Source organism: Methylobacterium sp. Gmos3 (genome assembly GCF_056430985.1).
The window spans coordinates 423,617-450,026 of sequence record NZ_JBWJYL010000004.1; the positions used below are offsets into that span (position 1 = coordinate 423,617).

General features: G+C 69.3%; 23 protein-coding genes. 9 read left to right on the forward strand and 14 right to left on the reverse strand.

Features of this window, described 5'->3' with window-relative positions; translation table 11 throughout:
- Positions 1–76 precede the first annotated feature (76 nt).
- The 3 genes from ACS5Q7_RS10925 to ACS5Q7_RS10935 form a co-directional block, all read right to left on the reverse strand.
- Complete coding sequence (locus ACS5Q7_RS10925; RefSeq protein WP_478339404.1) at positions 77–1,243, reverse strand: multidrug effflux MFS transporter; 1,167 nt, start codon at positions 1,241–1,243, stop codon at positions 77–79.
- A gap of 183 nt (positions 1,244–1,426) precedes the next feature.
- The gene (locus ACS5Q7_RS10930) at positions 1,427–2,716 is read right to left on the reverse strand and encodes an MFS transporter (RefSeq protein ID WP_478339324.1); all 1,290 of its coding nucleotides are present in this window, start codon (positions 2,714–2,716) and stop codon (positions 1,427–1,429) included.
- A 19-nt stretch (positions 2,717–2,735) separates the two neighbouring features.
- The gene (locus tag ACS5Q7_RS10935) at positions 2,736–3,155 is read right to left on the reverse strand and encodes a MarR family winged helix-turn-helix transcriptional regulator (RefSeq protein WP_478339325.1); all 420 of its coding nucleotides are present in this window, start codon (positions 3,153–3,155) and stop codon (positions 2,736–2,738) included.
- 147 nt (positions 3,156–3,302) lie between these two features.
- Here ACS5Q7_RS10935 and ACS5Q7_RS10940 point away from each other — a divergent pair, with 147 nt between their 5' ends.
- Together ACS5Q7_RS10940 and ACS5Q7_RS10945 are read left to right on the forward strand one after the other, a co-directional pair.
- Complete coding sequence (locus tag ACS5Q7_RS10940; protein WP_478339326.1) at positions 3,303–8,138, forward strand: NAD-glutamate dehydrogenase; 4,836 nt, start codon at positions 3,303–3,305, stop codon at positions 8,136–8,138.
- 215 nt (positions 8,139–8,353) lie between these two features.
- The gene (locus ACS5Q7_RS10945) at positions 8,354–10,177 is read left to right on the forward strand and encodes an outer membrane beta-barrel protein (protein ID WP_478339327.1); all 1,824 of its coding nucleotides are present in this window, start codon (positions 8,354–8,356) and stop codon (positions 10,175–10,177) included.
- A gap of 229 nt (positions 10,178–10,406) precedes the next feature.
- Here ACS5Q7_RS10945 and ACS5Q7_RS10950 read toward each other — a convergent pair whose 3' ends face one another.
- A complete protein-coding gene (locus tag ACS5Q7_RS10950) occupies positions 10,407–10,856 on the reverse strand; it encodes a nucleoside deaminase (protein WP_478339328.1) in 450 nt (149 codons plus the stop codon).
- 122 nt (positions 10,857–10,978) lie between these two features.
- On the opposite strand from ACS5Q7_RS10950, the gene ACS5Q7_RS10955 reads away from it, so the two are divergent.
- The 4 genes from ACS5Q7_RS10955 (at position 10,979) to rsmD (ending at position 14,090) form a co-directional block, all read left to right on the forward strand.
- Positions 10,979–11,170 (forward strand): CsbD family protein, encoded by a 192-nt coding sequence (locus tag ACS5Q7_RS10955; protein WP_478339329.1) that lies wholly within the window; start codon positions 10,979–10,981, stop codon positions 11,168–11,170.
- Positions 11,171–11,287: 117 nt separating this feature from the next.
- Positions 11,288–11,464 (forward strand): DUF1328 domain-containing protein, encoded by a 177-nt coding sequence (locus tag ACS5Q7_RS10960; RefSeq protein ID WP_238249729.1) that lies wholly within the window; start codon positions 11,288–11,290, stop codon positions 11,462–11,464.
- Positions 11,465–11,565: 101 nt separating this feature from the next.
- Positions 11,566–13,521, forward strand: a complete 1,956-nt coding sequence (locus tag ACS5Q7_RS10965) for a pseudouridine synthase (protein ID WP_478339330.1) — start codon at positions 11,566–11,568, stop codon at positions 13,519–13,521.
- 11 nt (positions 13,522–13,532) lie between these two features.
- Entirely contained in the window at positions 13,533–14,090 is a 558-nt protein-coding gene (gene rsmD, locus ACS5Q7_RS10970; RefSeq protein WP_478339331.1) for a 16S rRNA (guanine(966)-N(2))-methyltransferase RsmD, read from the forward strand.
- A 6-nt stretch (positions 14,091–14,096) separates the two neighbouring features.
- Here rsmD and ACS5Q7_RS10975 read toward each other — a convergent pair whose 3' ends face one another.
- Both ACS5Q7_RS10975 and ACS5Q7_RS10980 read right to left on the reverse strand, forming a co-directional pair.
- A complete protein-coding gene (locus ACS5Q7_RS10975) occupies positions 14,097–14,555 on the reverse strand; it encodes a helix-turn-helix domain-containing protein (RefSeq protein ID WP_478339332.1) in 459 nt (152 codons plus the stop codon).
- A 174-nt stretch (positions 14,556–14,729) separates the two neighbouring features.
- Positions 14,730–17,147, reverse strand: a complete 2,418-nt coding sequence (locus ACS5Q7_RS10980; RefSeq protein ID WP_478339333.1) for a transketolase-like TK C-terminal-containing protein — start codon at positions 17,145–17,147, stop codon at positions 14,730–14,732.
- Between the two features lie 123 nt (positions 17,148–17,270).
- Here ACS5Q7_RS10980 and ACS5Q7_RS10985 point away from each other — a divergent pair, with 123 nt between their 5' ends.
- Positions 17,271–17,738 (forward strand): Lrp/AsnC family transcriptional regulator, encoded by a 468-nt coding sequence (locus tag ACS5Q7_RS10985; RefSeq protein WP_478339334.1) that lies wholly within the window; start codon positions 17,271–17,273, stop codon positions 17,736–17,738.
- A gap of 313 nt (positions 17,739–18,051) precedes the next feature.
- On the opposite strand, the gene gatB is transcribed toward ACS5Q7_RS10985, so the two are convergent.
- From gatB to ACS5Q7_RS11010, 5 genes are all read right to left on the reverse strand, one after another.
- On the reverse strand, positions 18,052–19,524 hold the full coding sequence (gatB, locus tag ACS5Q7_RS10990; protein WP_478339335.1) for an Asp-tRNA(Asn)/Glu-tRNA(Gln) amidotransferase subunit GatB: 1,473 nt from the start codon (positions 19,522–19,524) through the stop codon (positions 18,052–18,054).
- Between the two features lie 205 nt (positions 19,525–19,729).
- Entirely contained in the window at positions 19,730–20,029 is a 300-nt protein-coding gene (locus tag ACS5Q7_RS10995) for a hypothetical protein (protein WP_478339336.1), read from the reverse strand.
- A complete protein-coding gene (gene gatA, locus ACS5Q7_RS11000; protein WP_478339337.1) occupies positions 20,026–21,507 on the reverse strand; it encodes an Asp-tRNA(Asn)/Glu-tRNA(Gln) amidotransferase subunit GatA in 1,482 nt (493 codons plus the stop codon). Before gatA ends, ACS5Q7_RS10995 begins: the two co-directional genes overlap by 4 nt.
- A 61-nt stretch (positions 21,508–21,568) precedes the next feature.
- Positions 21,569–21,856: an Asp-tRNA(Asn)/Glu-tRNA(Gln) amidotransferase subunit GatC gene (gene gatC, locus ACS5Q7_RS11005; protein WP_478339338.1), complete on the reverse strand. Its 288-nt coding sequence runs from the start codon at positions 21,854–21,856 to the stop codon at positions 21,569–21,571.
- A gap of 87 nt (positions 21,857–21,943) precedes the next feature.
- Complete coding sequence (locus tag ACS5Q7_RS11010) at positions 21,944–22,153, reverse strand: hypothetical protein (RefSeq protein ID WP_478339339.1); 210 nt, start codon at positions 22,151–22,153, stop codon at positions 21,944–21,946.
- 148 nt (positions 22,154–22,301) lie between these two features.
- Between ACS5Q7_RS11010 and ruvX the strand changes: the two genes are divergently transcribed.
- Complete coding sequence (ruvX, locus tag ACS5Q7_RS11015; RefSeq protein ID WP_478339340.1) at positions 22,302–22,799, forward strand: Holliday junction resolvase RuvX; 498 nt, start codon at positions 22,302–22,304, stop codon at positions 22,797–22,799.
- 4 nt (positions 22,800–22,803) lie between these two features.
- Here ruvX and ACS5Q7_RS11020 read toward each other — a convergent pair whose 3' ends face one another.
- The 3 genes from ACS5Q7_RS11020 to ACS5Q7_RS11030 all read right to left on the reverse strand — a co-directional run bounded on the left by ACS5Q7_RS11020 (position 22,804) and on the right by ACS5Q7_RS11030 (position 25,580).
- The gene (locus ACS5Q7_RS11020; protein WP_478339405.1) at positions 22,804–23,571 is read right to left on the reverse strand and encodes an HTD2 family dehydratase; all 768 of its coding nucleotides are present in this window, start codon (positions 23,569–23,571) and stop codon (positions 22,804–22,806) included.
- An 80-nt stretch (positions 23,572–23,651) separates the two neighbouring features.
- The gene (locus ACS5Q7_RS11025; RefSeq protein WP_478339341.1) at positions 23,652–24,401 is read right to left on the reverse strand and encodes a glucose 1-dehydrogenase; all 750 of its coding nucleotides are present in this window, start codon (positions 24,399–24,401) and stop codon (positions 23,652–23,654) included.
- Positions 24,402–24,425: 24 nt separating this feature from the next.
- A complete protein-coding gene (locus ACS5Q7_RS11030) occupies positions 24,426–25,580 on the reverse strand; it encodes a CaiB/BaiF CoA transferase family protein (protein WP_478339342.1) in 1,155 nt (384 codons plus the stop codon).
- A gap of 257 nt (positions 25,581–25,837) precedes the next feature.
- On the opposite strand from ACS5Q7_RS11030, the gene ACS5Q7_RS11035 reads away from it, so the two are divergent.
- Positions 25,838–26,314 carry a Ros/MucR family transcriptional regulator gene (locus tag ACS5Q7_RS11035; RefSeq protein ID WP_478339343.1) on the forward strand — a complete coding sequence of 159 codons (477 nt, stop codon included), beginning with the start codon at positions 25,838–25,840 and terminating at the stop codon, positions 26,312–26,314.
- The last annotated feature ends 96 nt before the right edge of the window (positions 26,315–26,410 follow it).

Sequence of the window (26,410 nt, forward strand, 5' to 3'; positions counted from 1 at the left end):
GGGTTTGGTCCGGGGCGCGAGGAAGTCCCTCAGACTCGCGGGATCGTTTGAACGCCCCGTTAAGCGCAACCGTGAATCACGTGGATGATCCGGGCGCGAACAGCCGTCCGCGCTCCGTCCAGGCGACCACCGCCAGGGCGAGGCCGCCGAGGGTGGCGTAGCCGATGCCGATGGGCATGACGCTGCCGTCGAAGGCATGGCCGATCAGGTAGCCGCACAGCGCGCCGAGGATCGTCGTGTAGCAGCCGAGGAACGACGAGGCGGTGCCTGCCACCGCGCCGAGGGGTTCGAGCGCCAGGGCGTTGAAGTTCGGCATGGCGAAGCTGATGAGGAACTGGTTCGCCGCCAGCACGCCGAGGAACAGGGCGAGCGGCGGGTGTCCGCCATAGGCAAATCCCAGCGCCACCTGCCCCAACCCGACGATGGTGAAGGCGAGCGTCCCGGCCTGCGAGAGCGTCCGCATCCCGAGCCGGCGCACGACGCGCGCGTTGATGAGCGTCGCCGCGCCCATGGCGCCCGCCACGAGGCCGAAAGCGACGGGAAAGAGCGGGCCGAGCTTGTAGAGCCCGGTGTCGAACACCTGCTGCGCCGAGCCGACATAGCCCATGATGCAGCCGGTCAGCAGGCCGAGGGCCGTGGCGTAGCCGACCGCCACGCGGGTGGAGAGGGTGAGCCGCACCGCCTGCGCCGTCGCCTTCAGGGAGAGCGGGCGGCGATACTCCGGGTGCAGCGTCTCCGGCATCCGCCAGCCGAACCACGCCGTGACGATGAAGGCGAGGATCAGCATCGAGACGAAAACGTAGATCCACGAGCCGAAGGCCAGCATCGCGCCGCCGATGGCCGGGGCGATCATCGGGACGATCAGGAACACCATCATGATGAGGGACATCACGCTCGCCATCTCGCGGCCGGCGAAGCGGTCGCGGACGATGGCGGTGGAGAGCACCCGCCCGCCCGCCGCGCCCATGCCCTGGATGACCCGCGCCGCGAGCAGCCAGCCGAAGCTCGGCGCCAGCATGGCGAGCACGCAGCCCGCGACGTAGACGCCGAGGCTGGCGAGCAGCACCGGCCGTCGCCCGAGGGCATCCGAGAGCGGGCCATAGACGATCTGCGCCGGCCCGAAGCCCAGCATGTAGACGTAGACGAGAAGCTGCAGGTGGTTCGGATCGGCGACGCCGAAGCGCGCCTCGATGGCCGGGAAGGCGGGCAGCAGGTTGTCGATGGAGATCGCAGTCACCGCCATCATCAGGGCGACGATGGCGACGAATTCGGTGAAGCCGGGTCCCACCCAGGCGCGGCGGGACTCGGCGGTCTTCACCGTCGGAAGGGCATCGGACAAAGGGCGACTCGCGGACAGGGAGGGCCGGGCGGCACGCCGCCACGGCACGTCCCTATCTAACGCTCATCGCCCCGCACGGGTCGCAGTTCAGGCCGGCAGCGGACGCATCCCGGCATCGGCCTCCGTCCGGCGCCCGACGAACAGGGACATCATCGCCGCCACGAGGCACAGGATGCCCGCCGCCACGAAGGCCTGGGTGTAGGTGCCGCTGCCGGTGCGGGCGACGCCGCCGAGCCACGCCGCCGAGGCCGCGCCGATCTGGTGCGCGGCGGCGATCCAGCCGAACATCAGCGCGGCATTGCCCTCGCCGAAGGCCTTGCCTGCGAGGTTCACCGTTGGCGGGACCGTGGCGATCCAGTCGAGCCCGTAGAACACGGCGAAGAGCGACAGGCCGTAGAAGCTGAGATCGAACGAATAGGGCAGGAAGATCAGCGAGAGGCCGCGCAGGGCGTAGTACCACGCCAGCAGCTTGCGCGAATCGAACCGGTCGGTGAGCCAGCCGGAGGCCGTGGTGCCGACGAGATCGCAGATGCCCATCAGCGCCAGCAGGCCGGCGGCGGTGACTTCCGGGATGCCGTGGTCGAAACAGGCCGGGATCAGATGCGTGCCCACCAGACCGTTGGTCGAGGCGCCGCAGATGAAGAACGTGCCGGCGAGCAGCCAGAAATCCTTCGAGCGCAGGCCCATGGCGAGGCCGCGCAGCGCGCGCTTGGCGGGATTCTCCGTCAGCACCGGCACCGGCTGAAGGGCGGTTTCGCCGTAGCGCGGCAGGCCGAGATCGGACGGCCGGTCGCGCAGCAGCAGCCAGACCAGTGGCACGAGGACGAGCGTCGCCCCCGACACGGTGAAGGAGACCGTCCGCCACCCCTGATCGACCGCGAGCCGCGCCAGCAGCGGCAGGAAGACGAGCTGGCCGGTGGCGCTGCTCGCCGTCAGCAGGCCTATCACGAGGCCCCGGCGCTGGCCGAACCACCGCCCGGCCACCGTGGCGCCGAGCACGTTGGCGACCATGCCGGACCCCGAGCCCACGACGAGGCCCCACAGCAGCATCATCTGCCAGGGTGCCTGCATCAGGCTCGTGGCGCTGGTGCCGACGGCGAGGATCAGCAGCGCGCCGCAGACCGAGGCGCGCAGGCCGAACCGTTCGATGATCGCCACCGCGAAGGGGCCGATCATCCCGTAGAGGAAAATGTTGATGGCGATGGCGATGCCGATCGTGGCCGCGCTCCAGCCGAACTCCTTCTCCCAGGGCACGATCAGGACGCCCGGCGTGGCGCGCACCCCGGCGCCCACGAGCAGCACGACGAACGTCACCGCCGCCACCACCCAGGCGTAGTGCAATCTCGGGTTGGCGCGCACGTCAGCGGAGGAGGTCATCGTTTCGGGTCTCCCGCGCTCACGTGCGCATCGCTTCGGCCAATGCCCGCACCGAGTCGGGATCGACCCGCTGCGCCAGTTCCTTCTGCGCCGCCTGCCAGTGCGGCCGTGCTTCGGCCAGCGTCGCGCGCCCGGCCTCCGTCAATTCGGCGAGGCGACTGCGCGCATCCGTCTCCGCGGTGCTGATGCGCACGAGGCCGCGCCGCTCCAACGGATCGAGGTTGCGCGCCATGGTGGTGCGTTCGAGCGCCGCTTCGGCGGCGAGCCGGGTGACGGGCAGCGTCCCGCAGCGGTCGAGGATCTTGAGAATCGCGAATTGCGTGACGCGCAGCCCGGTCGGCTTCAACGCCTGATCGTAGAGCGCCGTCGCGGCACGGGCCGCCCGCCGCAGCGCGCCGCAGGTGCAGGTATCGAACTCGTGGGCCGGGGCGCCGCTCATGGATGCGTGTATATGCACCTATCTGCCCCCCGGCAAGCGGGTGACGGATCGATGGGATTAACTCGCGCGGCCCGCCGGGCGTCATCGACACGCGGGTCGGCTCTGCTAACGCTCACGCCGTCTGCAAACCCGGTACGGGAGACGCGCATGACCCTCGAAACCGCCACCGCCCTCTCCTCCCACGAAGAGCGCAGCGCCCGGACGGGGCTCATCGACGCCGCAGCCGACCTCGTGGCCGGCAGGGGCGGTCCCGGCGGCTTCGTGCGCGACCTGTTCGGCCGCGTTCCGCCGGACGACCTGTCGCCCTATCCGGCCGATGCCCTGGCCGAGCTCGCGGGCCGCGCGCGCGACTTCCTGGCCGCACCCCGTCACCCCGGCGATCCCGCGCGCTTGCGCCTGTCGGACCTCTCGTTGCCGCGCGAGGGGAAGACGCGGGAGGTGACGGTCCTCGAGATCGTCAACGACAACCGTCCGTTCCTGCTCGATTCGACCCTGGCGGCGCTGACCTTCCACGGATTGACCGCGCAGCTCGTCGCCCACCCGATCCTCGGGGTCGAGCGCGACGCGAGCGGCGCGTTGGTCCGCGTGGTGGGCGAGACGACGGCCGACGCCCACGGGACGCTCGCCCGCGAGAGCCTGCTGCACATCCATCTCGACCGAGTGGAGGGTGAGGCGCGCAAGTTCCTAGAAGCGAGCCTCGTTCAGGTCCACCACGACGTCGCCCATGTCGCCGCCGACCACGAGGCGATGCAGGCCCGGCTCGCCGCCCTGGCCGAGAGCTACGGGCACACGCCCTCCCCCCTGCCCGAAACCGAGACGAGCGAGGCCCGCGCCTTCCTGAACTGGCTCGGAGACGGCCATTTCACCCTCCTCGGAATGCAGGAGCACGGCATCCAGGGCGACCAGCATCCGCTGGTGCCCGGTTCGAGCCTCGGCGTCCTGCGCGATCCCGGCACGGCGGTGCTGCGCCGGGGCGGGAGCCTCGTGGACTACACCCCGGAAATCCTCGCCTTCCTCGAGGAGCCGCAGGCGCTCATCATCACCAAGGCGAGCGCCCGCAGCCGCGTCCGCCGCTCGGACCACCTCGATTATATCGGGGTGAAGCTGTTCTCCCCGTCCGGCAAGCTCGCGGGGGAGGTGCGAATCGTCGGCTTGTTCACGGCGGCCGCCTATGCGAGCCCGGCCCGCGACGTGCCGGTGATCCGCCGCAAGGTCGAGGCGGTGGTCGCCCGCGCGGGGCTCGACCCGACGAGCCATGCCGGGCGCAGCCTGCTCGCCGTGCTGGAGACCTATCCCCGCGACGACCTGTTCCAGATCGACATCGACCGCCTGACGCGCTTCGCCCTCGGCATCGTGGACCTCGCGGACCGGCCGCGCATCCGCGTCCTGTCCCGGCCCGACCGGTTCGGGCGCTTCGTCTCGCTCCTCGTCTACGTGCCGAAGGATCGCTACGATTCGGGCATCCGCGCCAAGATCGGCGCCTATCTGGCGCAGAGCTACGGCGGGCGTCTCTCGCTCGCACAGCCGGACTTCCCGGAAGGGCCGCTGGCGCGCACCCATTACATCATCGGCCTCTCGGAGGAGACGCCGCCGGAGCGGGACCCCGCCACCCTCGAGGCCGGCATCGCGTCCATCGTCCGCACCTGGGCGGATGGGTTGCGTGCGGCCCTGGCGGATCGCGGCCGGGCGCGCGGCCTCGCCGCCCGCTACGCCGAGGCGTTCTCCGCCGCCTACCGGGAGAACTTCCTGCCCGACGTCGCCGTGGACGACATCGCGAACCTCGAATCGCTCGGCGAAACCAACCCCCGCGCCGTCTCCATCGGGCGGCGCGAGACGGACCCGCCCGCGCAGATCCGCCTGAAGGTGTTCTCGCGCGGCACCGCCATCGCCTTGTCCGACCGGGTGCCGGGGCTGGAAAACCTCGGCTTCCGCGTGATCAACGAGCGCACCTACCGCGTCGAGCCCCCGGGCACGGGGGAGACCGAGCGGGTCTGGCTGCACGACATGCTGATCGAGCGCGCGACCGGCGCTTCTATCGACGTGCCGGCGCTGGAGAAGCCCCTCGAAGCCGCGATGCTCGCCATCGCCGACGATCTCGCCGAATCGGACGGCTACAACCGCCTCGTGCTCGAAGCGGCCCTGCCCTGGCGCGAGGCCGCGCTCCTGCGCGCCTTTGGTCGCTACCTCCGGCAGCTGCGCATCCGCTACGGGCAGGACTACATCGCCGGGACGCTCGCCCGGCACGCGGGCATCACCCGCGATCTCGTCGCCCTGTTCCGCGCCCGCTTCGACCCGGCGGCGGAGGGTGATCGCGACGAGGCTCAGGCCGGGATCCGCGCGAGGATCGAGGCCGCGCTCGCCGAGGTCACGAGCCTCGACGACGACCGTATCCTGCGGCGCTTCGTGAACCTGATCGAGGCGGCGATCCGCACGAACTTCTTCCAGGTCGACGCGGCCGGCGCTCCGCGCGGGACGATCAGCTTCAAGTTCGCCTGCGCCAAGGTCTCGGGGATGCCCCTGCCCCGCCCGCTCTTCGAGATCTTCGTCTATTCGCCCCGCGTCGAGGGCGTGCACCTGCGCTTCGGCTACGTCGCGCGCGGCGGCCTGCGCTGGTCCGACCGGCCGGAGGATTTCCGCACCGAGATCCTGGGCCTCGTGAAGGCGCAGCAGGTGAAGAACGCCGTGATCGTTCCCGTGGGCGCCAAGGGCGGCTTCTTTCCGAAGCGCCTGCCGCCGGCTTCCGACCGGGCGGCCTGGATGGCGGAGGGCACCGAGAGCTACCGCATCTTCATCCGCACCCTGCTCGAACTCACCGACAACATCGTCGACGGCGAGATCGTCCCGCCGCCGAACACCGTGCGGCAGGACCCCGACGACGCCTATCTCGTCGTCGCCGCCGACAAGGGCACCGCGACCTTCTCCGACATCGCCAACGCCATCTCCATCGAGAAGGGCCACTGGCTCGGCGACGCGTTCGCCTCCGGCGGAAGCCAGGGCTACGACCACAAGGGCATGGGCATCACGGCGCGCGGCGCCTGGGAGGCGGTGAAGCGCCACTTCCTCGAGATGGACGTCGACACCCAATCCGACCCCTTCACCGTCGTCGGCGTGGGCGACATGTCGGGCGACGTGTTCGGCAACGGGATGCTGCTCTCGAAGACCATCCGCCTCGTCGCGGCCTTCGACCACCGCGACATCTTCCTCGACCCGAACCCCGACGCGGCGACGAGCTTCGCTGAGCGCGAGCGGCTGTTCGCCCTCGGTCGCTCGTCCTGGGCGGATTACGACAGGTCGCTGATCTCCCCCGGCGGCGGGGTGTTCTCCCGCAGCCTGAAGACTATCCCGCTCTCGCCGGAGATCCGCGCCGCCCTCGGCTTCGACCGCGCCGAGGCGACGCCCGCCGAGCTGATGCAGGCGATCCTGAAGGCACCCGCCGACCTGCTCTGGTTCGGCGGCATCGGCACCTATATCCGCGCCACCACCGAGACCGACGACGATGCCGGTGATCGCGCCAACGACGCGATCCGCATCGCCGCGCCGGAGCTGCGCGCCAAGGTGATCGGCGAGGGCGCCAATCTCGGCCTCACCCAGCGCGGGCGCATCGAGGCGGCCCGCTCCGGCGTTCGCCTCAACACCGACGCCATCGACAACTCGGCCGGCGTGAACACCTCGGACGTGGAGGTGAACATCAAGATCGCCCTGATGGGCCCCGAGCGCGACGGCCGCCTGACCTACGAGGCGCGCAACGCCTTGCTCGCCGCCATGACCGATGAGGTCGGGCGCCTCGTCTTGCGCAACAACGAGTTGCAGACCCTCAGCCTGTCCCTCGCCCAGCGCGGCGGGCTCGGCGAGACCGGCTTCGCCATGCGGACCATGCAGGCGCTGGAGGCCGATGGGCGCCTCGACCGGGGGGTGGAATACCTGCCCGACGACGGCACGCTGGCCGAGCGGATGCGCCGGGGCGAGGGCCTGACCCGGCCGGAATACGCGGTGCTCCTCGCCTACGCGAAGCTCTCGCTGCACGACGCGATCCTGTCGAGCGCCGTGCCGAACGACCCTTATTTCGACCGCGAGTTGCAGCGCTACTTCCCGAAGGAGCTGCGCGAGCGCTTCCCCGACGCCATCAAGGGCCATCGCCTGCGCCGGGAGATCATTGCGACCGCGCTCGCCAACATCATCGTCAACCGGGGCGGCCCCTCGCTGGTGACGCGCCTCGTCGACGGGACGGGGGCGGATGCCGCCACCATCGCCAAGGCCTACGCCGCCACCCGCGATGCCTTCGGCCTGATGGAACTGAACCTCGCCATCGACGACCTGAGCGGCCGGATCGGCGGGCAGGCGCAACTCGACCTCTATGCCGAGGTGCAGGAGGTTCTGGCGAACCGCATCGTCTGGTTCATCCGCAACCTCGACCTCTCGGGTGGCCTCTCGCCCATCGTCGCCCGCTACCGGGACGGCGTCGCGGCGGTCGAGGCGGCGCTGCCGCAGGTTCTCGGCGCGGAAGCCCGTGCCGAGGTCGAGGCCCGCGAGGCGGAATTGACCGAGCGGGGCATGGCGCAGCCTCGCGCCCGTCGCCTCGCGAGCCTGCGCGCCCTGGTGTCCGCGCCCGACATCGTTCGTGTCGCCGAGACCAGCGGGCGGCCGGTGGAGGACATCGCCTCGACCCACTTCGTGCTGGAACACGAATTCGGCCTTGACGCCCTGGCCGCCGCCGCGCGCACGGCGCCCGTGGCCGACACGTTCGACCGTATCGCCCTCGAACGCGCGGTGGCGGGCATCGCCTCGGCCCACCGCCGACTCACCGCCGAGGTCGTCGCCGATATCGGCGCCGGGCCGGAGGCGGTGGCGGCCTGGGTGAAGGCGCGGGGACCGGCGCTCGCCCGGATCCGCGACGCGGTGGAGGGGATCGCGGCCTCGAACCTCACGGTGTCGAAGGCGACCGTCGCCGCGAGCCTGCTCGCCGATCTCGCCCGCGCGACTTGATCGGAAAGCCCGCAAACCGAGGCCGGGAAAGATCCCGGCTTCGGCGATAGCAATGAATGGATCGCCGCGCCGAGGTCTTGCCGGCTTACAGCCGTTGACCGCCCATTAACCGTACGCTGCTACGACCGATTAACCATGTGATCGGTTGCAATCGACGCTTTCAGGTCGGTTCTTTTGCCGATCTTGCGTTGCGTTCTGCAGAACGGGAGCGGCGAGTGCGGGGCCGGAAGACCGACAGCGAGGCCGGAACAGCGCGCGCCGCCTTTGCGCCGGCCGCCGGCGCGGTCGTCGTTCTGAGCCTCGTCGGGCTTCCGGGTGTCGCTGCCGCGCAGACCCCACGCTTCGATGCGATCAGCCCGGTCCAGGGCGCGCCGGACAATCCCGGCACCGGGCTGGATGCCGGGCCGAACGGCCTGCCGCAATTACGCAAGCGTTTGTCCGATGGGCCGACCAACGATGGCCGACCCGATCAGCCGAGGCCGGGAATCGGCGGCGATTCCGGTGCGGGCGCCTCGGTACCGAATGCCGCGAACCAGGGCGTTCAGGACCCGAACACCTTCCGCCTCGACGACCGGGTGACGGTCGGCGGCCAGCGCACGGGCGGAAAGTCGACGGCGGTGTTCAATCGCGGGCTGTCTCCCGCCCTTCGTCTCCGCGCGGCACCGGCACGGCGCAGCGGCTCGGCCGTGCAAGGGGTGATACGGGCCGGCACTCAGGCCCCGGTGCAATCGCCCAACCTGACGCCCGTGGTGCAGGAAGCCGTGGTCGGTATCCCGTTGCCGGTCACCGGCACCGGATCTCGCCTGCCGCTTCTGGCCACGAACCCGGCCCTCGGCTTGCTGACGCCGGGTTTCATCCTCGGCACCGACCTCTCGCGGCCGATTCCCGCCGCCGACCCGGCCTATGCGCCCATCGGCTACAACATCGGCACCTTCACCGTGCTGCCGACCTTCGCCCAGAGCATCGGCTACGATTCGAACCCCGACCAGACCACGCGCCAGCTCGCGAAGGGCTCCGCTGCCCTGCGCACCGAGGCGACGGTGGATTTCCGAAGCGACTGGTCGTCCAGTTCGCTCGATGGCTCGCTCCGCGGCGCCTATTTCGAGACGCCGCAGAACGAGATGGCGAGCCGCCCGGCCGCGGATGGCATCGTCAACCTCCGCATCGACGCCAACCGCGACCTGCGCATCGATGCGCAGGGCCGGTTCCTCGTGGATACCCAGCGGACGACGAACCCCAACCTTCAGGCCGCCTCGGCCGTGAGCCGCCCGCTCGTCGCCCTGTACGGCGCGACGCTCGGCGCGACGCAGACCTTCAACCGCCTCTCGGTGACGCTGAGCGGCCTCGTCGACCGCTCCGAGTTCGAGGATGTGCGCCTCACCAATGGCGGCACGATCCGGCAGTCGGACCGCAACCTCAACCAGTACAGCCTGCGCCTGCGCACGGCCTATGAGATCAACCCCGACCTGAAGCCCTTCATCGACGTGATCGGCGATACCCGCGTCTACGATCAGCGCTTCGATGCCTCCGGCGTCCAGCGCGATTCGGATGGCGTCGGCGTCTTGTTCGGCGCCACGCTGGGCCTCGCGCGGCAGGTGAGCGGCGAGGTGTCGGCCGGCATCCAGCACCGCACCTACAACGATCGCACGCTGGCGAATATCGATGCGCCGCTCGTGAACGCCACGCTGGTCTGGGCCGCGACGCCGCTCACCACCGTGCGCCTCAACGCCGCCACGGGCGTCACCGAAACGACGATTCCCGGCTCGGCGGGCGTGTTGACCGAAATCGCGACGCTGGAGGTGCAGCACGATCTGCTGCGCAACCTGTCCATCGTGCTGGGCGGCTCGATCCTGCACAACGAGTACAAGAACAGCACGATCCGCGACAACGGCTTCTCGGCGACCGCCCGGCTCGATTACCGCTTCAACCGCTGGCTGACGCTGCGCGGCACTTACATCTATCAGCAGATCAACAGCAACTCGCCCTTCTCGAGCTTCCGGGACAACACGTTCCTGCTCGGGATGCGCGTGAACCCTTGAGCTGACGATCCAAGCTGAAGCGAAACCGTCTGAGGACGGCTACCGATCATAGTGAGGCGGCTCCAACCCTCTCCCCTCATCCTGAGGTGCCCGCGTCAGCGGGCCTCGAAGGAGGGCTCCAGCCTGCCGCGCTATTCCTGGAGCCCTCCTTCGAGGCGGCTTCGCCGCACCTCAGGATGAGGGGAAGATTTGGGGAACACTGGCTGAACCAAATCGTTCGCGTTCGACTCTAGTCGCGCCGCGCGGCGAAGAAGTCCCGAAGCAGCGCGGCGGCCTCCGCTTCGCGGAAACCGCCATAGACCTCCGGCACGTGATGGCACGTCGGCTGATTGAAGACGCGCGGCCCGTGCTCGACGCCGCCGCCCTTCGGATCGAGCGCGCCATAATAGACGCGGCGGATCCGGGCGAAGGAGATCGCCCCCGCGCACATCGGGCAGGGCTCCAGCGTCACGTAGAGATCGCAGCCCGACAGGCGCTCGTCGTCGAGGGCGAGGCAGGCCGCGCGGATCGCCAGGATTTCGGCATGGGCCGTGGGGTCGCGGAGCGCCTTAGGTCGGTTATGCGCCACCGCGACCATCCGCCCGTCCTTCACCACGGCGGCCCCGACCGGCACCTCCCCCTCCTCCGCCGCTCGGCGGGCGGCCGCGAAGGCGAGGTCGAACGGCGCCGCGTCAGCCATCGATGCGCGGTGCTCCGAGCTTCGTGATCGGCGAAGATGTTAACAACCGGAACATTCCTGGATGCTTGCCCGTTGCTAGGCCGATGCGGCTTTGCCGTAACAAGACAGAATGGAGTGACGCCATGAGCAGCACCACCGACAAGATCAAGGGCGCGGCCAACGAGCTGGTCGGCAAGGCCAAGCAGGGAATCGGCGACGCGACCAACAACGACAAGATGAAGACCGACGGTGCCGCCCAGGAGCTCAAGGGCAAGGCCCAGAGCACGGTCGGCGACGCCAAGGGCGCCGTCAAGTCGGCCACCGACAAGCTCTGATCCATTCAGGCCCGGCCGCGACGTTTCCGAGGAAACGCCAGCGCGCCGGGCCGTGTCGTTCCTGAGTTGGGCGATGCCGTGGGGGTATCGCTCGTCCCCACGGCGTAGGAGTTTCCCATGATCGGCTGGGCCATTACCTTTCTCGTCGTCGCCCTCGTGGCGGCCCTTCTCGGCTTCGGCGGCATCGCCGGCACGGCTGTCGAAGCGGCCAAGCTCGTCTTCTTCGTCGCCATCGCCCTGTTTCTGATCTCGGCCGTGTTCGGCGTGATGCGCGGGCGTTCGCCCAGGCTGTAACAGGCTCGAATGAGCCATCCGGCCGGGCGATTGCGTATCCTCGCCCGCCGGATGCCCTTGTTGGTCTCGCCTGAGAAGGGCGGCTCTGGTATGGGCCGCGGATGACCGACATTCCAAACGACGACAATTCCGGCAAGGACGGGGACGACGCGCAGTCCAACGAGCGCGACCCCTCCTGGCGGCCGGCGACCGACGCGGGCAGCGCCAAGGAACTGACCGAAGAGAAGGCGCCGCGCGGCAAGGCCCGCTCCGCCCCCTCCGGCGATGCTCCCGTGAAGCGCCGCGCCGCAGCGCCCGCCGCCCCCGTAGAGTCAGCGCCCACCGAGGGCGAGGCCGAACCGGTCTTTGCCGGTGAGCGCATCGCGAAGGCGATTGCGCGAGCGGGCCTCGCCTCCCGCCGGGATGCCGAGGCGATGATTCTCGCAGGCCGTGTGAGCGTCAACGGCGCTGTGATCGATTCCCCCGCCCTGAACGTCACCGACGACGATGTCGTCGTCGTGGACGGCGAGCCGATGCCGGCGCGCGAGCGTACGCGCTTGTGGATCTTCCATAAGCCGCGCGGCCTCGTCACCACCGCCCGCGACCCCGAGGGCCGCCAGACCGTCTTCGAGGTTCTGCCCGAGGACATGCCCCGCGTCGTCGCCGTGGGCCGCCTCGACATCAACACCGAAGGCCTGCTGCTTCTCACGAACGACGGCGGCCTCGCCAAGGTCATCGCTCATCCCGATACGGGCTGGCTGCGCCGCTACCGCGTGCGCGCCCATGGCGACACCGATCAGGCGCAGCTCGACCGCCTCTCCAAGGGCGTGATCATCGACGGCATGGAGTATGGCCCCATCGAGGCTACCCTCGATCGCGTGCAGGGCGACAACCTCTGGCTGACACTCGGCCTGCGCGAGGGCAAGAACCGCGAGGTCAAGCGGATCCTCGAACATCTCGGCCTGCAGGTGAACCGGCTCATCCGCATGTCGTTCGGGCCGTTCCAGCTCGGCGATCTCGAAGTCGGGCTGGTGGACGAGGTGCGCACCCGCGTCCTCAAGGACCAGTTGGGCAAGACCCTGGCCGAGCAGGCGGGGGTCGATTTCGAAAGCCCCGTGCGCGAGCCCATCGCGACCTTCGGCGCCTCGGCCAAGCCGGCCCGCTCCGAGTCGGATCAGGGCAAGCGCCAGGACCGCCGTGCCCCGGCCCGGCCTGCGCCGCAGCGCGTCTCGACCGGCGGTGCCGGCCCTGGCCCCCACCGCTCCGTGTGGCGCGAAGAGAAACCGAATGACGGGCCCTACAAGCCCGGCCGTCCGCCCCGTCGCGGTGCCGACCCCCGCATCGATCAGGCGGCGGCGGCCGAGCGCGGGCGCGAGCGTGTCGGTGCCATCAAGGCCGGCGACCGTCGGGTACTGGTGGAGCGGCTGTCGCCCACGCCGGCCCAGCCTGCCGCACAGGAGCAGCCCCGGCGCCGCTATTCGAAGGCGGCCCCCGGTGGTGCCCAATTCGAGGAACGTCGCGACGAGCGCGCCCCGCGCGGGCAGGACCGGTCCGCCCAGGATCGGCCTTTCTCCGCCCGTCCGCCGAGGGCGGCGCGCCCGCGTGACGATGCCGAGGGCTCCAGCTTCCGGGTAAGCGGACCGCGCCGTGAGAGCGAGGGCTTCCGCGGCCGCTCGACCGAGCGCAACGACGCCGGCGGCAACCGTGGTGGCGAGCGGCGCGGTCCCCGCCCCGAGGGTGAGGGCTTCCGGGGCCGTTCCGCTGGCCCGGGCAAGTCGTTCGGCGACCGTCCGGCAGGCAAGTCCTTTGGTGATCGTCCGGCGGGCAAGTCCTTCGGTGACCGTTCGGCAGGAAAGTCGTTCGGCGATCGTCCCGCGGGCAAGTCCTTCGGGGACCGCCCGGCGGGCAAGTCCTTCGGTGATCGCCCGGCAGGCAAGTCGTTCGGCGGTGGCCGGCCCGGTGGCGGTAAGCCCGGCGGCGCGGCCGGTCGTGGCGGCAAGCCCGGCGGTAGCCGTCCCGGCGGCGGCAAGCCCGGTGGGTCGAAGGGTGGCGGCCGTCCGCCGCGCGGCGACCGCTAAGGTCGGCGCCGATGCGGATCGTCGGCGGGCAGTGGCGCGGGCGGCGCCTCGCCACCCCTCGGACGGATGCCATCCGTCCGACCTCCGACCGCCTGCGCGAGTCCCTCTTCAACGTGCTGACCCACGGCTACGACGATGCCGTGGAGGGCGCGCGGGTCCTCGACCTGTTCAGCGGGACGGGCGCCCTCGGTTTCGAAGCCCTGTCGCGGGGGGCGTCCTATGCGCTGCTCGTCGATGAGGGCACGGAGGCACGCAGCGTCATCCGCGCGAATATCGAGGCGTTCGGAGCGGAGGGCATCACCCGCCTGTTCCGGCGCGACGCGACGAAGCTCGGGGAGTCCGGCCCGGCCGGGCGCTTCTCCCTGCTCTTCTGCGATCCACCGTATGGCAGGGATCTCGCCCCGGCGGCCCTGGTGAGTGCCGCGTCAGGCGGCTGGCTCGCCCAGGATGCGTTGGCCGTCGTCGAAGAGGTCGCCTCCGTGACGGTGAGCCTGCCGCAGGGCTTCACCGAACTGGAACGGCGCGTCTATGGCGACACTGCCGTAACCATCGCGCGCTACGCGGCGTAACGGGGCTCAGTGCGCGGAGCGCTTTTCCGCGCGCGGCTTCGCGGCGGGCGCCTTCGCCGTGTCTTCGTCGGTGCCGGCAGTCACCTTGGAGACGCGCAGCATCGCCTTCACCATGGTGAGGATGCTGCGGCGCACCTCCTCGTCGCGGATCGAGGCGTAGGCCCGCAGGAGGTCGATGGCCCCGTCGCTGTGAAGCAGCAACTCGACGGCGTCATCGGGGGGAGGCTGCGTCGTGTCCTCGAAGAAGGTCGCGACGGACACGCCGAGCCGGTCGGCGATGGCCTGAAGGCGCCCGGCGCCGATCCGGTTCTTGCCGGCCTCGTATTTCTGGACCTGCTGGAAGCTGATGCCCAGCGCCTCGGCCAGCTGCGATTGGCTCAGGCCGTTCGCCGTCCGAAGGAGCGCGATCCGGCTCCCGATGCCCTGATCGACGGGCGTGGACTGCTTCGGCTTCGGTTGTCTCATGCGCATGCTCCGGCAGGGTTTGGGACCGCCAAATTCCCTCGATGCCTCAACCCCTGGTCGCAATGCGATCTAATGCGAAGCTGCCGAAGACGCCATGCCTCGCGCGCGGAAAGACCGCCTCCCTTTGACAGAAAATCGGCCAGGCGCGGTTTGGCGCCTGGCCGGGGTATGCCTTCAGGCGTGAAGTGGCCCGCCGCGACCGATGCGGTGGCCATAGCCGCGCGAGCGGATCGGCCGCTCCGGCGAGAGCGCCCCGGCGGCGGCGACGATGCCCTCCGCGTCGATGCCGTAGTGCCGATACAGGTCCGCGACGGTGCCGGTCTGGCCGAACCGCTCGATGCCGAGGGCGCGGGTGCGGTGGCCATGAACCGAGCCGAGCCAGCCGAGCGTCGCCGGGTGCCCGTCGACCACGGTGACGAGCCGGCAATGCGGGGGCAGCCCATCGAGCAGATCTTCGATATGCGAGCGGGCCTCCCGGTCTCCGTCTTCGCGGGCACGCTGCGCCGCCGACCAGCCGGCATTGAGCCGGTCGTAGGAGGTGACGGCGAGCAGGCCGATGTCGCGGCGGTCCTCGGCCATCAAGCCGACCGCCTCGATCGCTTCGGGCGTCGGCGCGCCGGTCACGGCCACGACGAGGTCGGCGTTCGGGCCGGGCTCGCGCAGCCAATAGGCCCCTTCGATGATCCCGTGTTTCAGCGCGGGGGTCATCTCACGTTGCGGCTGGGCGAGGCTGCGGGTGGAGAGCCGCAGGTAGATTGAGCCGCCCTCCTTGCCGTCCCGCTGCACGTAATCGAAGGCATGGGCCATGATGACGGAGAGTTCGTCCACGAAGGCGGGCTCGAAGGTCAGGAGCCCATCCTGCGCCATGCCGATCAGCGGCGTGTTGATCGATTGGTGCGCGCCGCCCTCCGGCGCCAGCGTCACGCCCGAGGGGGTCGAGCCGATGATGAAACGGGCGTCCTGGTAGCAGGCGTAGTTCAGGGCATCGAGGCCCCGGCAGATGAAGGGATCGTAGAGCGTCCCAATCGGGATCAGCCGCTCGCCGAACAGCCGGTCGGAGAGACCCAGCGCCGAGAGCAGCAGGAACAGGTTCATCTCCGCGATGCCCAGCTCCATGTGCTGGCCCTTCGTGGAGAAGTCCCAGTTGAAGGTGGACGGGATGCGCTCGGACTTGAACAGGTCGCGCATCTCCTGCTTCGCGAACAGGCCGCGCCGGTTCACCCAACCGCCGAGATTGGTGGAGACGGTCACGTCGGGCGAGGTGGTGACGATGCGCTCGGAGAGCGGCGTATCCTGTTTCGCCAACTCGTTGAGGATCAGGCCGAAGCCGGCCTGCGTAAATAGGCTCGGCTGGCGCGGGCACGGGAAATCCTCCGGCACCGGCAGCTTCGGCGCCGAGTAGCGGCGCGGCCCGGCCGAGAAGAACGGCGAGTGCTCGATGAAGTGGCGCAGGTCCGCCTCCGGCATCTGCGCGCCCTCAAAGGGCTCCCATTCGTGGCCGGCACGGACGCCGACTTTGTCGCGGAACAGCTCCGTCTGGGCCGGGGTTAGGAGGCCCGAATGGTTGTCCTTGTGGCCGGCGAGCGGCAGGCCATAGCCCTTCACCGTGTAGGCGATGAACACGGTCGGGCGGTCGTTGTCGGCTGCCTCGAAGGCCTTGAGCAGGTTCACCATGTCGTGCCCGCCGAGGTTGCCCATCAGCGCAGCCAGTTCCTCGTCATCGCGCCGGGCGATGAGGGCCAGCGCCTCGGGCTCGCTCGCGAGATCCTGGTTCAGGCGCTTGCGCCACGCGGCGCCGCCCTGGAACGTCAGGGCCGCGTAGAGCTGGTTCGGCGCGGTGTCGATCCACTGACGCAGGCTTTCGCCGCCGGGCTCGGCGAAGGCCGCGTCCATCAGGCACCCGTATTTCAGGACGACCACGTCCCACCCGAAGGAGCGGAAGATCTCCTCGAAGCGGGTGTAGAGGCCCTCGCGGATCACCGCGTCGAGGCTCTGGCGGTTGTAATCGATGATCCACCACGTCCGGCGCAGGCCGTGCTTCCAGCCCTCCATCAGGGCCTCGAAGATGTTGCCCTCGTCCATCTCGGCGTCGCCGACGAGGGCGACCATGCGGCCCTCCGGCCGCTCCAGGCCCCAACCGTGGGCACGGACGTAATCCTGCACCAACGAGCCGAACAGCGTCTGCGCGACGCCGAGCCCGACCGAGCCGGTGGAGAAATCGACGTCGTCGGTATCCTTGGTCCGCGACGGGTACGATTGCACGCCGCCGAAGCCGCGGAAGTTCTCCATCTTCTCGCGGGTCTGGCGCCCGGCCAGATACTGAAGGGCATGGAAGACAGGCCCGGCATGGGGCTTCACCGCCACGCGGTCCTCGGGACGAAGCGCCGCGAAGTAGAGCGCTGTGAGGATCGTCGCCATCGAGGCGGATGACGCCTGATGGCCGCCGACCTTCATGCCGTCGTGATTAGGGCGAATGTGGTTGGCGTTGTGGATCATCCACGTCGACAGCCACAGGGCGCGGCGTTCGAGTTCCCCGAGGAAGGGCAGGCGCGGATCGGCGGGGGTGGCGTCGGGTGAGATGGCGGGGGACATCGGCGGTCTCTTCGGCAGATGGGCCACCATCTCACGGAGGAAAAGGCGGAAGTTGCCAAATCCGCCCCGGCGAGATTATTTTTTGGCTGAAGCTGCTAATGGGGCGGCCCGGGGCGGCGGAATATGCCAGAGCGCGCCATCGACGCGATTGACCGCAAGATCCTCGCGCAATTGCAGCGCGACGGGCGGATCACGGTGCAGGACCTCGCCGAACGGGTCGGCCTCTCACCCTCCCCCACCCTGCGGCGCATCCGACTTCTGGAAGAAGCGGGTATCCTTAAGGGCTACGTCGCATTGGTCGATCAGGCGCGGGTCGGCCTGCCGATCTCGGTCTTCGCCTCGGTGAAGCTCGAACGGCAGCGCGAGGAGGAACTCGATCGCTTCGCCGAGGCGGTCTCGCGGTGGCCTGAGGTGGTGGAATGCTACCTGATGACCGGCCGGCACGACTACCTCGTGCGAGTGGTGGTGCCGGACCTCGCCGCCTACGAGCGCTTCCTGAAGGACAAGCTCACGCGCCTCGGCGGCGTCGGCTCGATCGAATCGAGCTTCGCCCTCGGCCAAGTGAAGTATACGAACGTGCTGCCGCTCTGACCCGCCACCGTCATTGCGAGCGAGAGCGAAGCAATCCAGGGCGGCGGGACGCCTCAGAATGTGGCGGCTCCCTGGATTGCTTCGCTGCGCTCGCAATGACGGCGGGGGGTATTGCAGAAGTCGCTGTTCGACCGCCGGTCCCACCCTCCTCCCTCATCCTGAGGTGCGGCGTCAGCCGCCTCGAAGGAGGGCTCCAGAGGGCTCCGCGATTTTTGGAGCCCTTCTTCGAGGCCCGCTGATGCGGGCGCCTCAGGATGAGGCCATGGGTGGGATGCCCGCCGCTACGGATCTCGCAGCGGAGAGACCGCCCGCTTCACTCGATCCCGAGCTTGGCCTTCAGCAGCGCGTTGACGGCGGCCGGGTTCGCCTTGCCGCCGGTCGCCTTCATGGTCTGGCCGACGAACCAGCCGAGCAGGGTCGGCTTCTCCTTCGCCTGGGCGACCTTGTCCGGGTTCTTGGCGATGATGTCGTCCACGGCGGCTTCGATGGCGCCGGTGTCCGTCACCTGCTTCATGCCGCGCGTCTCGACGATGGCGCGCGGGTCCCCGCCCTCCGACCACACGATCTCGAACAGATCCTTGGCGATCTTGCCGGAAATCACGCCTTCGCCGATCAGGTCCACGATGGCACCGAGCTGTTCGGCCGAGACCGGCGTCTCCTCGATGCCGAGCCCTTCCTTGTTCAGGCGCCCGAAAAGCTCGTTGATGACCCAATTGGCCGCCGCCTTGCCGTCCCGGCCCTTGGCGACCGCCTCGTAATAATCGGCGGAGGCGCGCTCGGCCACGAGCACCCCGGCATCGTAGGGCGAAAGCCCGAACGCGCTGACGAACCGGGCCTTCTTGGCGTCCGGCAGTTCCGGCAGGCCCTTGGCGAGGTCGTCCACGAAGGCCTGGTCGAATTCGAGCGGCAGCAGGTCCGGGTCGGGGAAGTAGCGGTAATCGTGCGCCTCTTCCTTCGAGCGCATCGAGCGGGTCTCGCCCTTGCCGGGATCGAACAGACGCGTCTCCTGATCGATCTTGCCGCCATCCTCAAGGATCGCGATCTGGCGCCGGGCCTCGGTTTCGATGGCCTGCCCGATGAAGCGGATCGAGTTGACGTTCTTGATCTCGCAGCGCGTTCCCAGCGGCTCGCCGGGGCGGCGGACGGAGACGTTCACGTCGGCGCGGAGGTTGCCCTTCTCCATGTCGCCGTCGCAGGTGCCGAGGTAGCGCAGGATCGTGCGCAGCTTCGTCACGTAGGCCTTGGCCTCCTCCGACGAGCGCAGGTCCGGCCGGGAGACGATCTCCATCAGCGCCACGCCGGACCGGTTGAGGTCCACGAAGCTGCGGGTCGGGTCCTGATCGTGCAGGGACTTGCCGGCATCCTGCTCCAGATGGAGCCGCTCGATGCCGACGGTGAAGGACGTGCCGTCGAGCATATCCACCAGCACTTCGCCCTCGCCGACGATGGGATCCTTGTACTGCGAGATCTGGTAGCCCTGGGGAAGATCCGGGTAGAAGTAGTTCTTCCGGTCGAACACCGAGCGAAGGTTGATCTGCGCCTTCAGGCCGAGCCCCGTGCGCACCGCCTGCGCGACGCATTCCTGGTTGATGACCGGCAGCATCCCCGGCATCGCCGCGTCGACCAGCGAAACGTGATCGTTCGGCTCGCCGCCGAACGCCGTCGCGGCGCCGGAGAAGAGCTTCGCCTTGCTGGTGACCTGGGCGTGGATTTCCATCCCGATCACGACTTCCCAGTCGTGCAGGCCGCCCTTGATCAGCTTCTTGGGGTCAACGGGTGCGTTCATGATCGGTCCGAAGGCACTGAGCGGTGATGTCGTCCCATCCTCCACCCTCATCCTGAGGTGCTGCGCAGCAGCCTCGAAGGAGGGGTCCAGGGATCGTGCGACCGCTGGAGGATCCTTCGAGGCCCGCGCACGCGGGCACCTCAGGATGAGGGCGCGGGTGGGAGCGGCCGTATCGCGGTCAATTACGAGCCGCGTCGCGAAAAGATCAAGCGCGCCGGCTGGCGACCCAGCGCGCGCCGTAGCCGAGCATCGCCCAGAGCAGGGCCGCCACGGCGCGGACGGTGAAGAAGGTCGGCCCGTCATGGGTGATCGGCGCCGGCCAGGGGATGCCCGCCGCCGACACCGCCCACGAGAACAGCACGGCGATCGCGAAGGCGATGATCGCCGCGATGAAGCACTTGCCGAACTGATCGGCCTTCCAGCCGAGATAGAGCGCCACGACGATCAAGGCGGGGTCGAACCCGGCCCAGATCCAGACGGTCCAGGGATAGAACGGGACGGTCATGCCCACCACGGCGCGGGAAGCTGCGTCCTTCCGGCCGAATCCTCGATCACCTGCGCGGCGGCGAACAACGTCTCCTCATCGAACGGGCGGCCGATGAGCTGCAAGCCCAGCGGCAACCCCTGCGAGTCGAGCCCCGCCGGCACCGCGATGCCCGGCAGGCCCGCCATGTTCACCGTCACCGTGAAGACGTCGTTGAGGTACATCTCCACCGGGTCGGCATTGGCCTTCTCGCCGATGCCGAAGGCGGCCGAGGGCGTCGCCGGGGTGAGGATGGCATCCACGCCCTCCGCGTAGGCCGCCTCGAAGTCGCGCTTGATCAGCGTGCGGATCTTCTGGGCGCGTACGTAATAGGCGTCGTAGTAGCCGGCCGAGAGCACGTAGGTGCCGATCATGATCCGGCGCTTCACCTCGCGGCCGAACCCCGCGGCGCGGGTGTTCTCGTACATCGAAGCGATGTCCTTGCCCGGCACGCGCAGGCCGTAGCGGACGCCGTCGTAGCGGGCGAGGTTCGAAGAGGCCTCGGCCGGGGCCACGATGTAATAGGCCGGCAGGGCGTAGGAGGTGTGCGGCAGCGAGATCTCCTTGATCGTCGCCCCGGCCGCCTTCAGCCACGCCGCGCCCTCGTCCCAGAGCCTCTGGATCTCGGCCGGCATGCCGTCGACCCGATATTCCTTCGGGATGCCGATGGTCAGGCCCTTCACGCCGCGACCCACCGAGGCTTCGAAATCCGGCACCGGCAGGTCGGCGCAGGTGGTGTCGCGGGCATCCGCGCCGCTCATGGACGCGAGCAGGATCGCGCAATCCTTCACCGTGCGGGCGATGGGGCCGGCCTGATCCAGCGAGGAGGCGAAGGCCACCGTGCCCCAGCGGGAGCAGCGCCCGTAGGTCGGCTTGATGCCGACCGTGCCGGTGAAGGCGGCGGGCTGGCGGATGGAGCCGCCCGTGTCGGTGGCGGTGGCGCCGAGGCAGAGCCGCGCCGCGACAGCCGCCGCCGAGCCGCCGGAGGACCCGCCGGGGACGATCTGCGCGTCCGAATCCTTGCGCCGCCAGGGCGAGACCACGTTGCCGAAGGCGCTTGTCTCGTTCGAGGAGCCCATGGCGAACTCATCGAGGTTGAGCTTGCCGAGCATCACGGCGCCGTCGCGCCAGAGATTGGCCGAGACCGCCGATTCGTAATGCGGCTCGAAGCCCTTGAGGATCTTGGAGCCGGCCGTCGTCTCGATGCCGTGGGTGCAGAACAGGTCCTTGATGCCGAGCGGAATGCCCTCCAGCGGGCGAGCCTCGCCGGCGGCGATCTTCGCGTCCGAGACGTCGGCCATGGCGAGCGCGCGCTCGGGCGTCTCGAGGACGTAGGCGTTGAGCGCGCGCGCCTTGGCCATGGCGTCGAGATGCGCCTGCGTCAGCTCTCGGGCCGAGAGGGTCTTCGCCTTCAGGGCGTCCCGCGCCTCGGCAAGGGTGAGTTCGTTGGGGCTGCTCACGCGTCTCAAGTCCCTGCGCGCCCCGGAGGCGCGTGCAAACGGAAGGGTCCGGCCCGGAGGATTACTCGACGACCTTCGGCACGAGGAAGAAATTGTCCTCCGTCTCGGGCGCGTTGGCGACCACGTCGAACGCGCGACCGCCCTCGGTCACGGCATCCTCGCGCTTCTTCATCGCCATCGGCAGCACGGAGGTCATCGGCTCGACGCCGGAGACATCGACCGTGCCGAGTTGCTCCACGAAGGCCAGGATGTTGTTCAGTTCGGCGCCCAGCGGCCCGACTTCCTCGTCGGTGACCGCGATCCGCGCCAGATGTGCGATCCGCCGCACAGTCTTCTCGTCGACCGACATGCCGCCCCGTTCATCGTGGCCGGGGACTCGTTCCCTCGGCCGGGCGGGCTATAGCATTGCGGTTCGAAGCCCCGCAACGCAATGCGCTCACGTGACGACGTGGTTCGGCCGCAGGGTCTGTTCCACGGCGATGCCCGGCGCCTTGACCGGCCGCAGAACGGATTGCGCCGCGCCGAACACCAGAACCTCGAAGGCGAGGACCAGCATCCAGCGGTGGCGGCGGCGGCGCCCCCGCGATTCCCGCGTGGACAATTCCTGGCTGGCCGAATCTTGGCTCGAAATTGAAGCGACCCGCACTGCCGTCCCCGCAAAGCCGATTAACGAAGTCTTAACCAACCTACTTAGCGGGCTTGGGCTCCCCGTACATCCGGCGCGAGCGCGGAGATGGTTAAGTCTGTGGACGGGACGGTGGCGCCGGGGGCGCGCCTCGCGTAGGCCCTGCGCCATGGACAAGCAGACGTTCCGCGATTTCGCGGTGGCCTCGCGCGGGGGCGCCCGCCTGATCGGCCTCGACCTCGGCACCAAGACGATCGGGCTCGCCCTGTCGGATCTGGGCCGGCAGATCGCGACCCCGCTGGAGACGATCAAGCGCGTGAAGTTCACGCCGGATGCCCAGCGGCTGAAGGCGATCTGCGCGGAGCATCGCGTCGGCGGGCTGGTGCTGGGGCTGCCCCTCAACATGGACGGGAGCGAGGGGCCGCGCGTGCAATCCACCCGCGCCTTCGCCCGCAACCTCGCGCCGATCCTGCCCCTGCCGGTGCTGTACTTCGATGAGCGGCTCTCGACGGCGGTCGTCACGCGGGCGCTGATCGAGGCGGATGCCTCGCGCCAGCGCCGGAGCGAACTCGTGGACAAGCTCGCCGCCGCCTACATCCTGCAGGGATGCCTCGACGTGATGCGCAACATCGCCGACGAGGATGCCGGCGACGAAGAGGAGCGGTAGCGCTTCAGTTGGCCGCGCTCGCCCTCATGCAGACGCGGTTCGCCGCATCGAGGGTCACGCCCTCCCAGCCATCCCCGGTCGCGCGCCCGCAGATGTGGAAATCCTGGTTCGCGGTCATGGGCGAGACGCCCCGGTGGCGGAAGCGGGCCGGCACCCGGCCGAGCATCGCCGTGGCCAAATTCATGAGCAACGTCGCCTGGATCGGCCCGTGCACCACGAGGTCGACATAGCCTTCGACCTTCGTGGCGTAGGGCTGATCGTAGTGGAAACGGTGCCCGTTAAAGGTCATCGCCGAATAGCGGAACAGAAGCGTCGGGGTCGCGGGCAGCGTCCAACACGCGGTGTAATCCGCAGGATCGCCGCGCTCCGCCTCGGCGCCCGCGCCGGTCTGCGCACCGGCCGCCTCGCGGTAGACGATGTCCTGCCGCTCGCGGATCGCGGGGCCGCGCGGGCCGTTCACGACGTGATCGACCGTCACGAAGCACAGGCGCCCGCTGCGTCCCTCCTTGAAGGCGATGTCGCGGACGGTCTCGGTGCGCGTCACCGGATCGCCCTCGCGCAGCGGCGCCAGCGTCTCGACCTCGCCGCCGGCCCACATCCGCCGGGGCAGCGGCACCGGAGGCAGGAAGCCGCCCTTGGCCGCGTGGCCGTCCGGCCCGAGGGCGTCGATGGCCGGGGTGTCCGGCGCGAGGCACCAATGCAGCGCGGGCCATGCCCCCCCCGCCGGAACCGGCGCCAGATGAGGCGTGAAGGTCGCCCGGAACTCGGCCATCAGCCGGGGCGTCACGAGGTCACTGTTCTCGCGCGTCCGGCCGATCCACTCCGCGAAATCGCTGCTCACCACCGGCTCCCTCACGCGGTCCGTCCGCCATCCACCGGCAGGTCGATGCCCGTGATGAACGCGGCCTCGTCGGAGGCGAGGAACAGGGCCGCCGCCGCGATGTCCCGTGCTGTCGAGAGCCGGCCAAGGGGAATCGTCGCGATGAATCTCTCACGGTTTTCGGGCGTGTCGGGCATGCCCATGAAATCCTCGAGCAGCCCGGTCGCGCCCATGACGGGGCAGAGGGCGTTCACGCGGATCTTCCAGGGTGCCAGTTCGAGGGCGAGCGAGTGGGTCGCGAGGCTCGCCGCCCCCTTCGAGGCGTTGTACCATGTCAGCCCCGGACGCGGCCTGAGCGCCGCCGTCGAACTGACGTTGAGGATCACCCCGCCGCCATTGTCGCGCATCACCGGCGCGGCCGAGCGGACGAAGTGGAAGATCGACTTCACGTTCACGCGGAAGACCCGGTCGAAATCCTCCTCCGTCACCTCCATCAGCGGCTTGTTGCGGTGGGTGGTGCCGGCATTGTTGACGAGGATCTGCGGCGCGCCGAACCGCTTGCCGGTCTCCTCGATGACGGAGGCCACGTCGGCCGCCGAGCCGACATCCGCCGCAAGCGCGATGGCCTGGGTCCCGAGCTTGCGCGCCAGATCCTCAACCGCCTCCCGGCGGATGTCGACCAGTGCGACCCGCGCGCCTTCGGCCGCGAAGCGCTCCGCGATGCCGGCGCCGAATCCGCCTCCGGCGCCGGTGACGATGGCGATCTTGTCTTCGAGCCGCATTCTGTCCTCCCGTCTTGCTTGGTCTCAGCCCGCCCGAAATTCCTCCCGGATGCGCGCGCTGTGTTCGCCCACCGCCGGGACCGGCCCGAGGGGGCGGACCTCGCCGTCGATCAGGACCGGCGGCGCCACGATCCGCGCCGTCCCGGCCGGCGTCTCGACCTCGGCGCGGATCAGCGCCGGATGGGTCGCGAGATCGGCGAGGGTATTCACGAACCCATAGGCGGTGCCCGCCGCCTTCAGCCGCGCGGCAGCCTCGTCGCGGGTGAGCCGGCCGAGCGCCCGCCCGATGCGGCCATCGACCGCCTCGCGATTGGCGACGCGGGCATTGTTCGAATCGTAGCCTTCGGCCCGCGCCAGGGACGGCTCGTCCAGCACGCCCGCGCAGAAAGCGGCCCATTCCCGCTCGTTCTGGATCGAGATCAGCACCAGGCTGTCGTCGGCGGTGGCATAGGCGCCGTACGGGCTGATCGAGGGATGGGCGAGGCCGAGCCGTTGCGGCGTTCGCCCCGTGCCCTCGAAGTAGAGGAGCGGCACGTTCATCCAGTCGGCGGCGCCGCTGAACAGGCTGACCTCCAGCGCGGCGCCCTCCCCCGTGATGCCCCTGGCGATCAGCGCTTCCAGCACGGCGGCATGGGCGTCCATCCCGCAGGCGACATCGCAGACCGAGACGCCCACCCGCCCCGGCCCGGCGGGATGCCCGGTGATCCCGGCAAGCCCGCTCTCGGCCTGCACCAGCAGATCGTAGGCCTTCATGTCCGAATAGGAATGGCCCGTGCCGTAGCCGGTGATGTCGACTGTGATGAGGCGCGGATGGCGGCGACGCAGGTCCGCCGAGCCGAAGCCGGCCCGCGCGGCGGCGCCGGGGGCGAGGTTCTGCACGAACACGTCCGTCTCTTCGAGGATCCGGTGTAGCAGCGCCGCGTCGTCCGGGTTCTTGATGTCGGCCACGAGGCTTTCCTTGCCCCGGTTGAGCCAGACGAAGTAGCTCGCCAGCCCGTTGACCGCCGCGTCGTAGCCCCGGGCGAAATCGCCCTCCGGCCGCTCGATCTTGATGACGCGGGCACCGGCATCGGCGAGCCGCGAGGTGCAATAGGGCGCGGCCACCGCCTGCTCCAGGGCCAGCACCGTCAGACCCTTCAACGGCAGCGAAGTCCCTCGGCCCTGCCTTTCCGGCGGCATCGCATCCCCTCCCCGTCCCGCCCTTCACATGGCGCGGGTCCGCGGCCTGTCCAACCCACCCAATCCACGCTGTCCAATCATCGGGAGGGGGTTCGATTCATTCACAGAGTGAGGAACTCAGATTGCACAAAACCTCGAGTTTAGTTTGCGCACTCTCTTTATGGTGATCGCGAGCAAAAGTAACAACGGGATCTTGAAAATACCCGATACCTGGTGACATTACTGACGAACGAATCAAAACAAAGGGGACCGACAACATGGCAGATGGCGCCGCGCAACCTACCGGTGGTGATGTAATGCATCAGCTCGCACTGTACGCGAGCGATGTGATCTCCGCCTACGTGGCGAACAATCCGCTCCCGGCGGCCGAGCTTCCGGCGCTGATCGGGTCTGTGCACGCCGCGCTGAAGCGGCTGGCCGAGACCGACATGGCCGACAGCGGCACGAAGGAAGCCGACAAGGTCCATCGCCCGTCGAACGGCGAGATCCGCAAGTCCATCGGACGCGACGGCCTCGTGAGCTTCATCGACGGCAAGGTCTACAAGACGCTGAAGCGGCACCTGTCCAGCCATGGTCTCGACCCGGACAGCTATCGCGAGCGCTACGGCCTCCCCTCCGATTACCCGATGGTCGCGCCGAGTTATGCCGCGCGCCGCTCTGCCCTGGCCAAGGAGATCGGCCTGGGCCGTCCGGGCGCTTTGGCTGCCCGTCAGGCGAGTCGCAACGCCGCCTAAGGAAATCCGCGTTGTCGTGAGACAACGACGGGCTTTCGTCCCTGTTCGTTGGGCAATGCCTATTATTCGGGCTGGACCGCTTTCACGCGGAATACT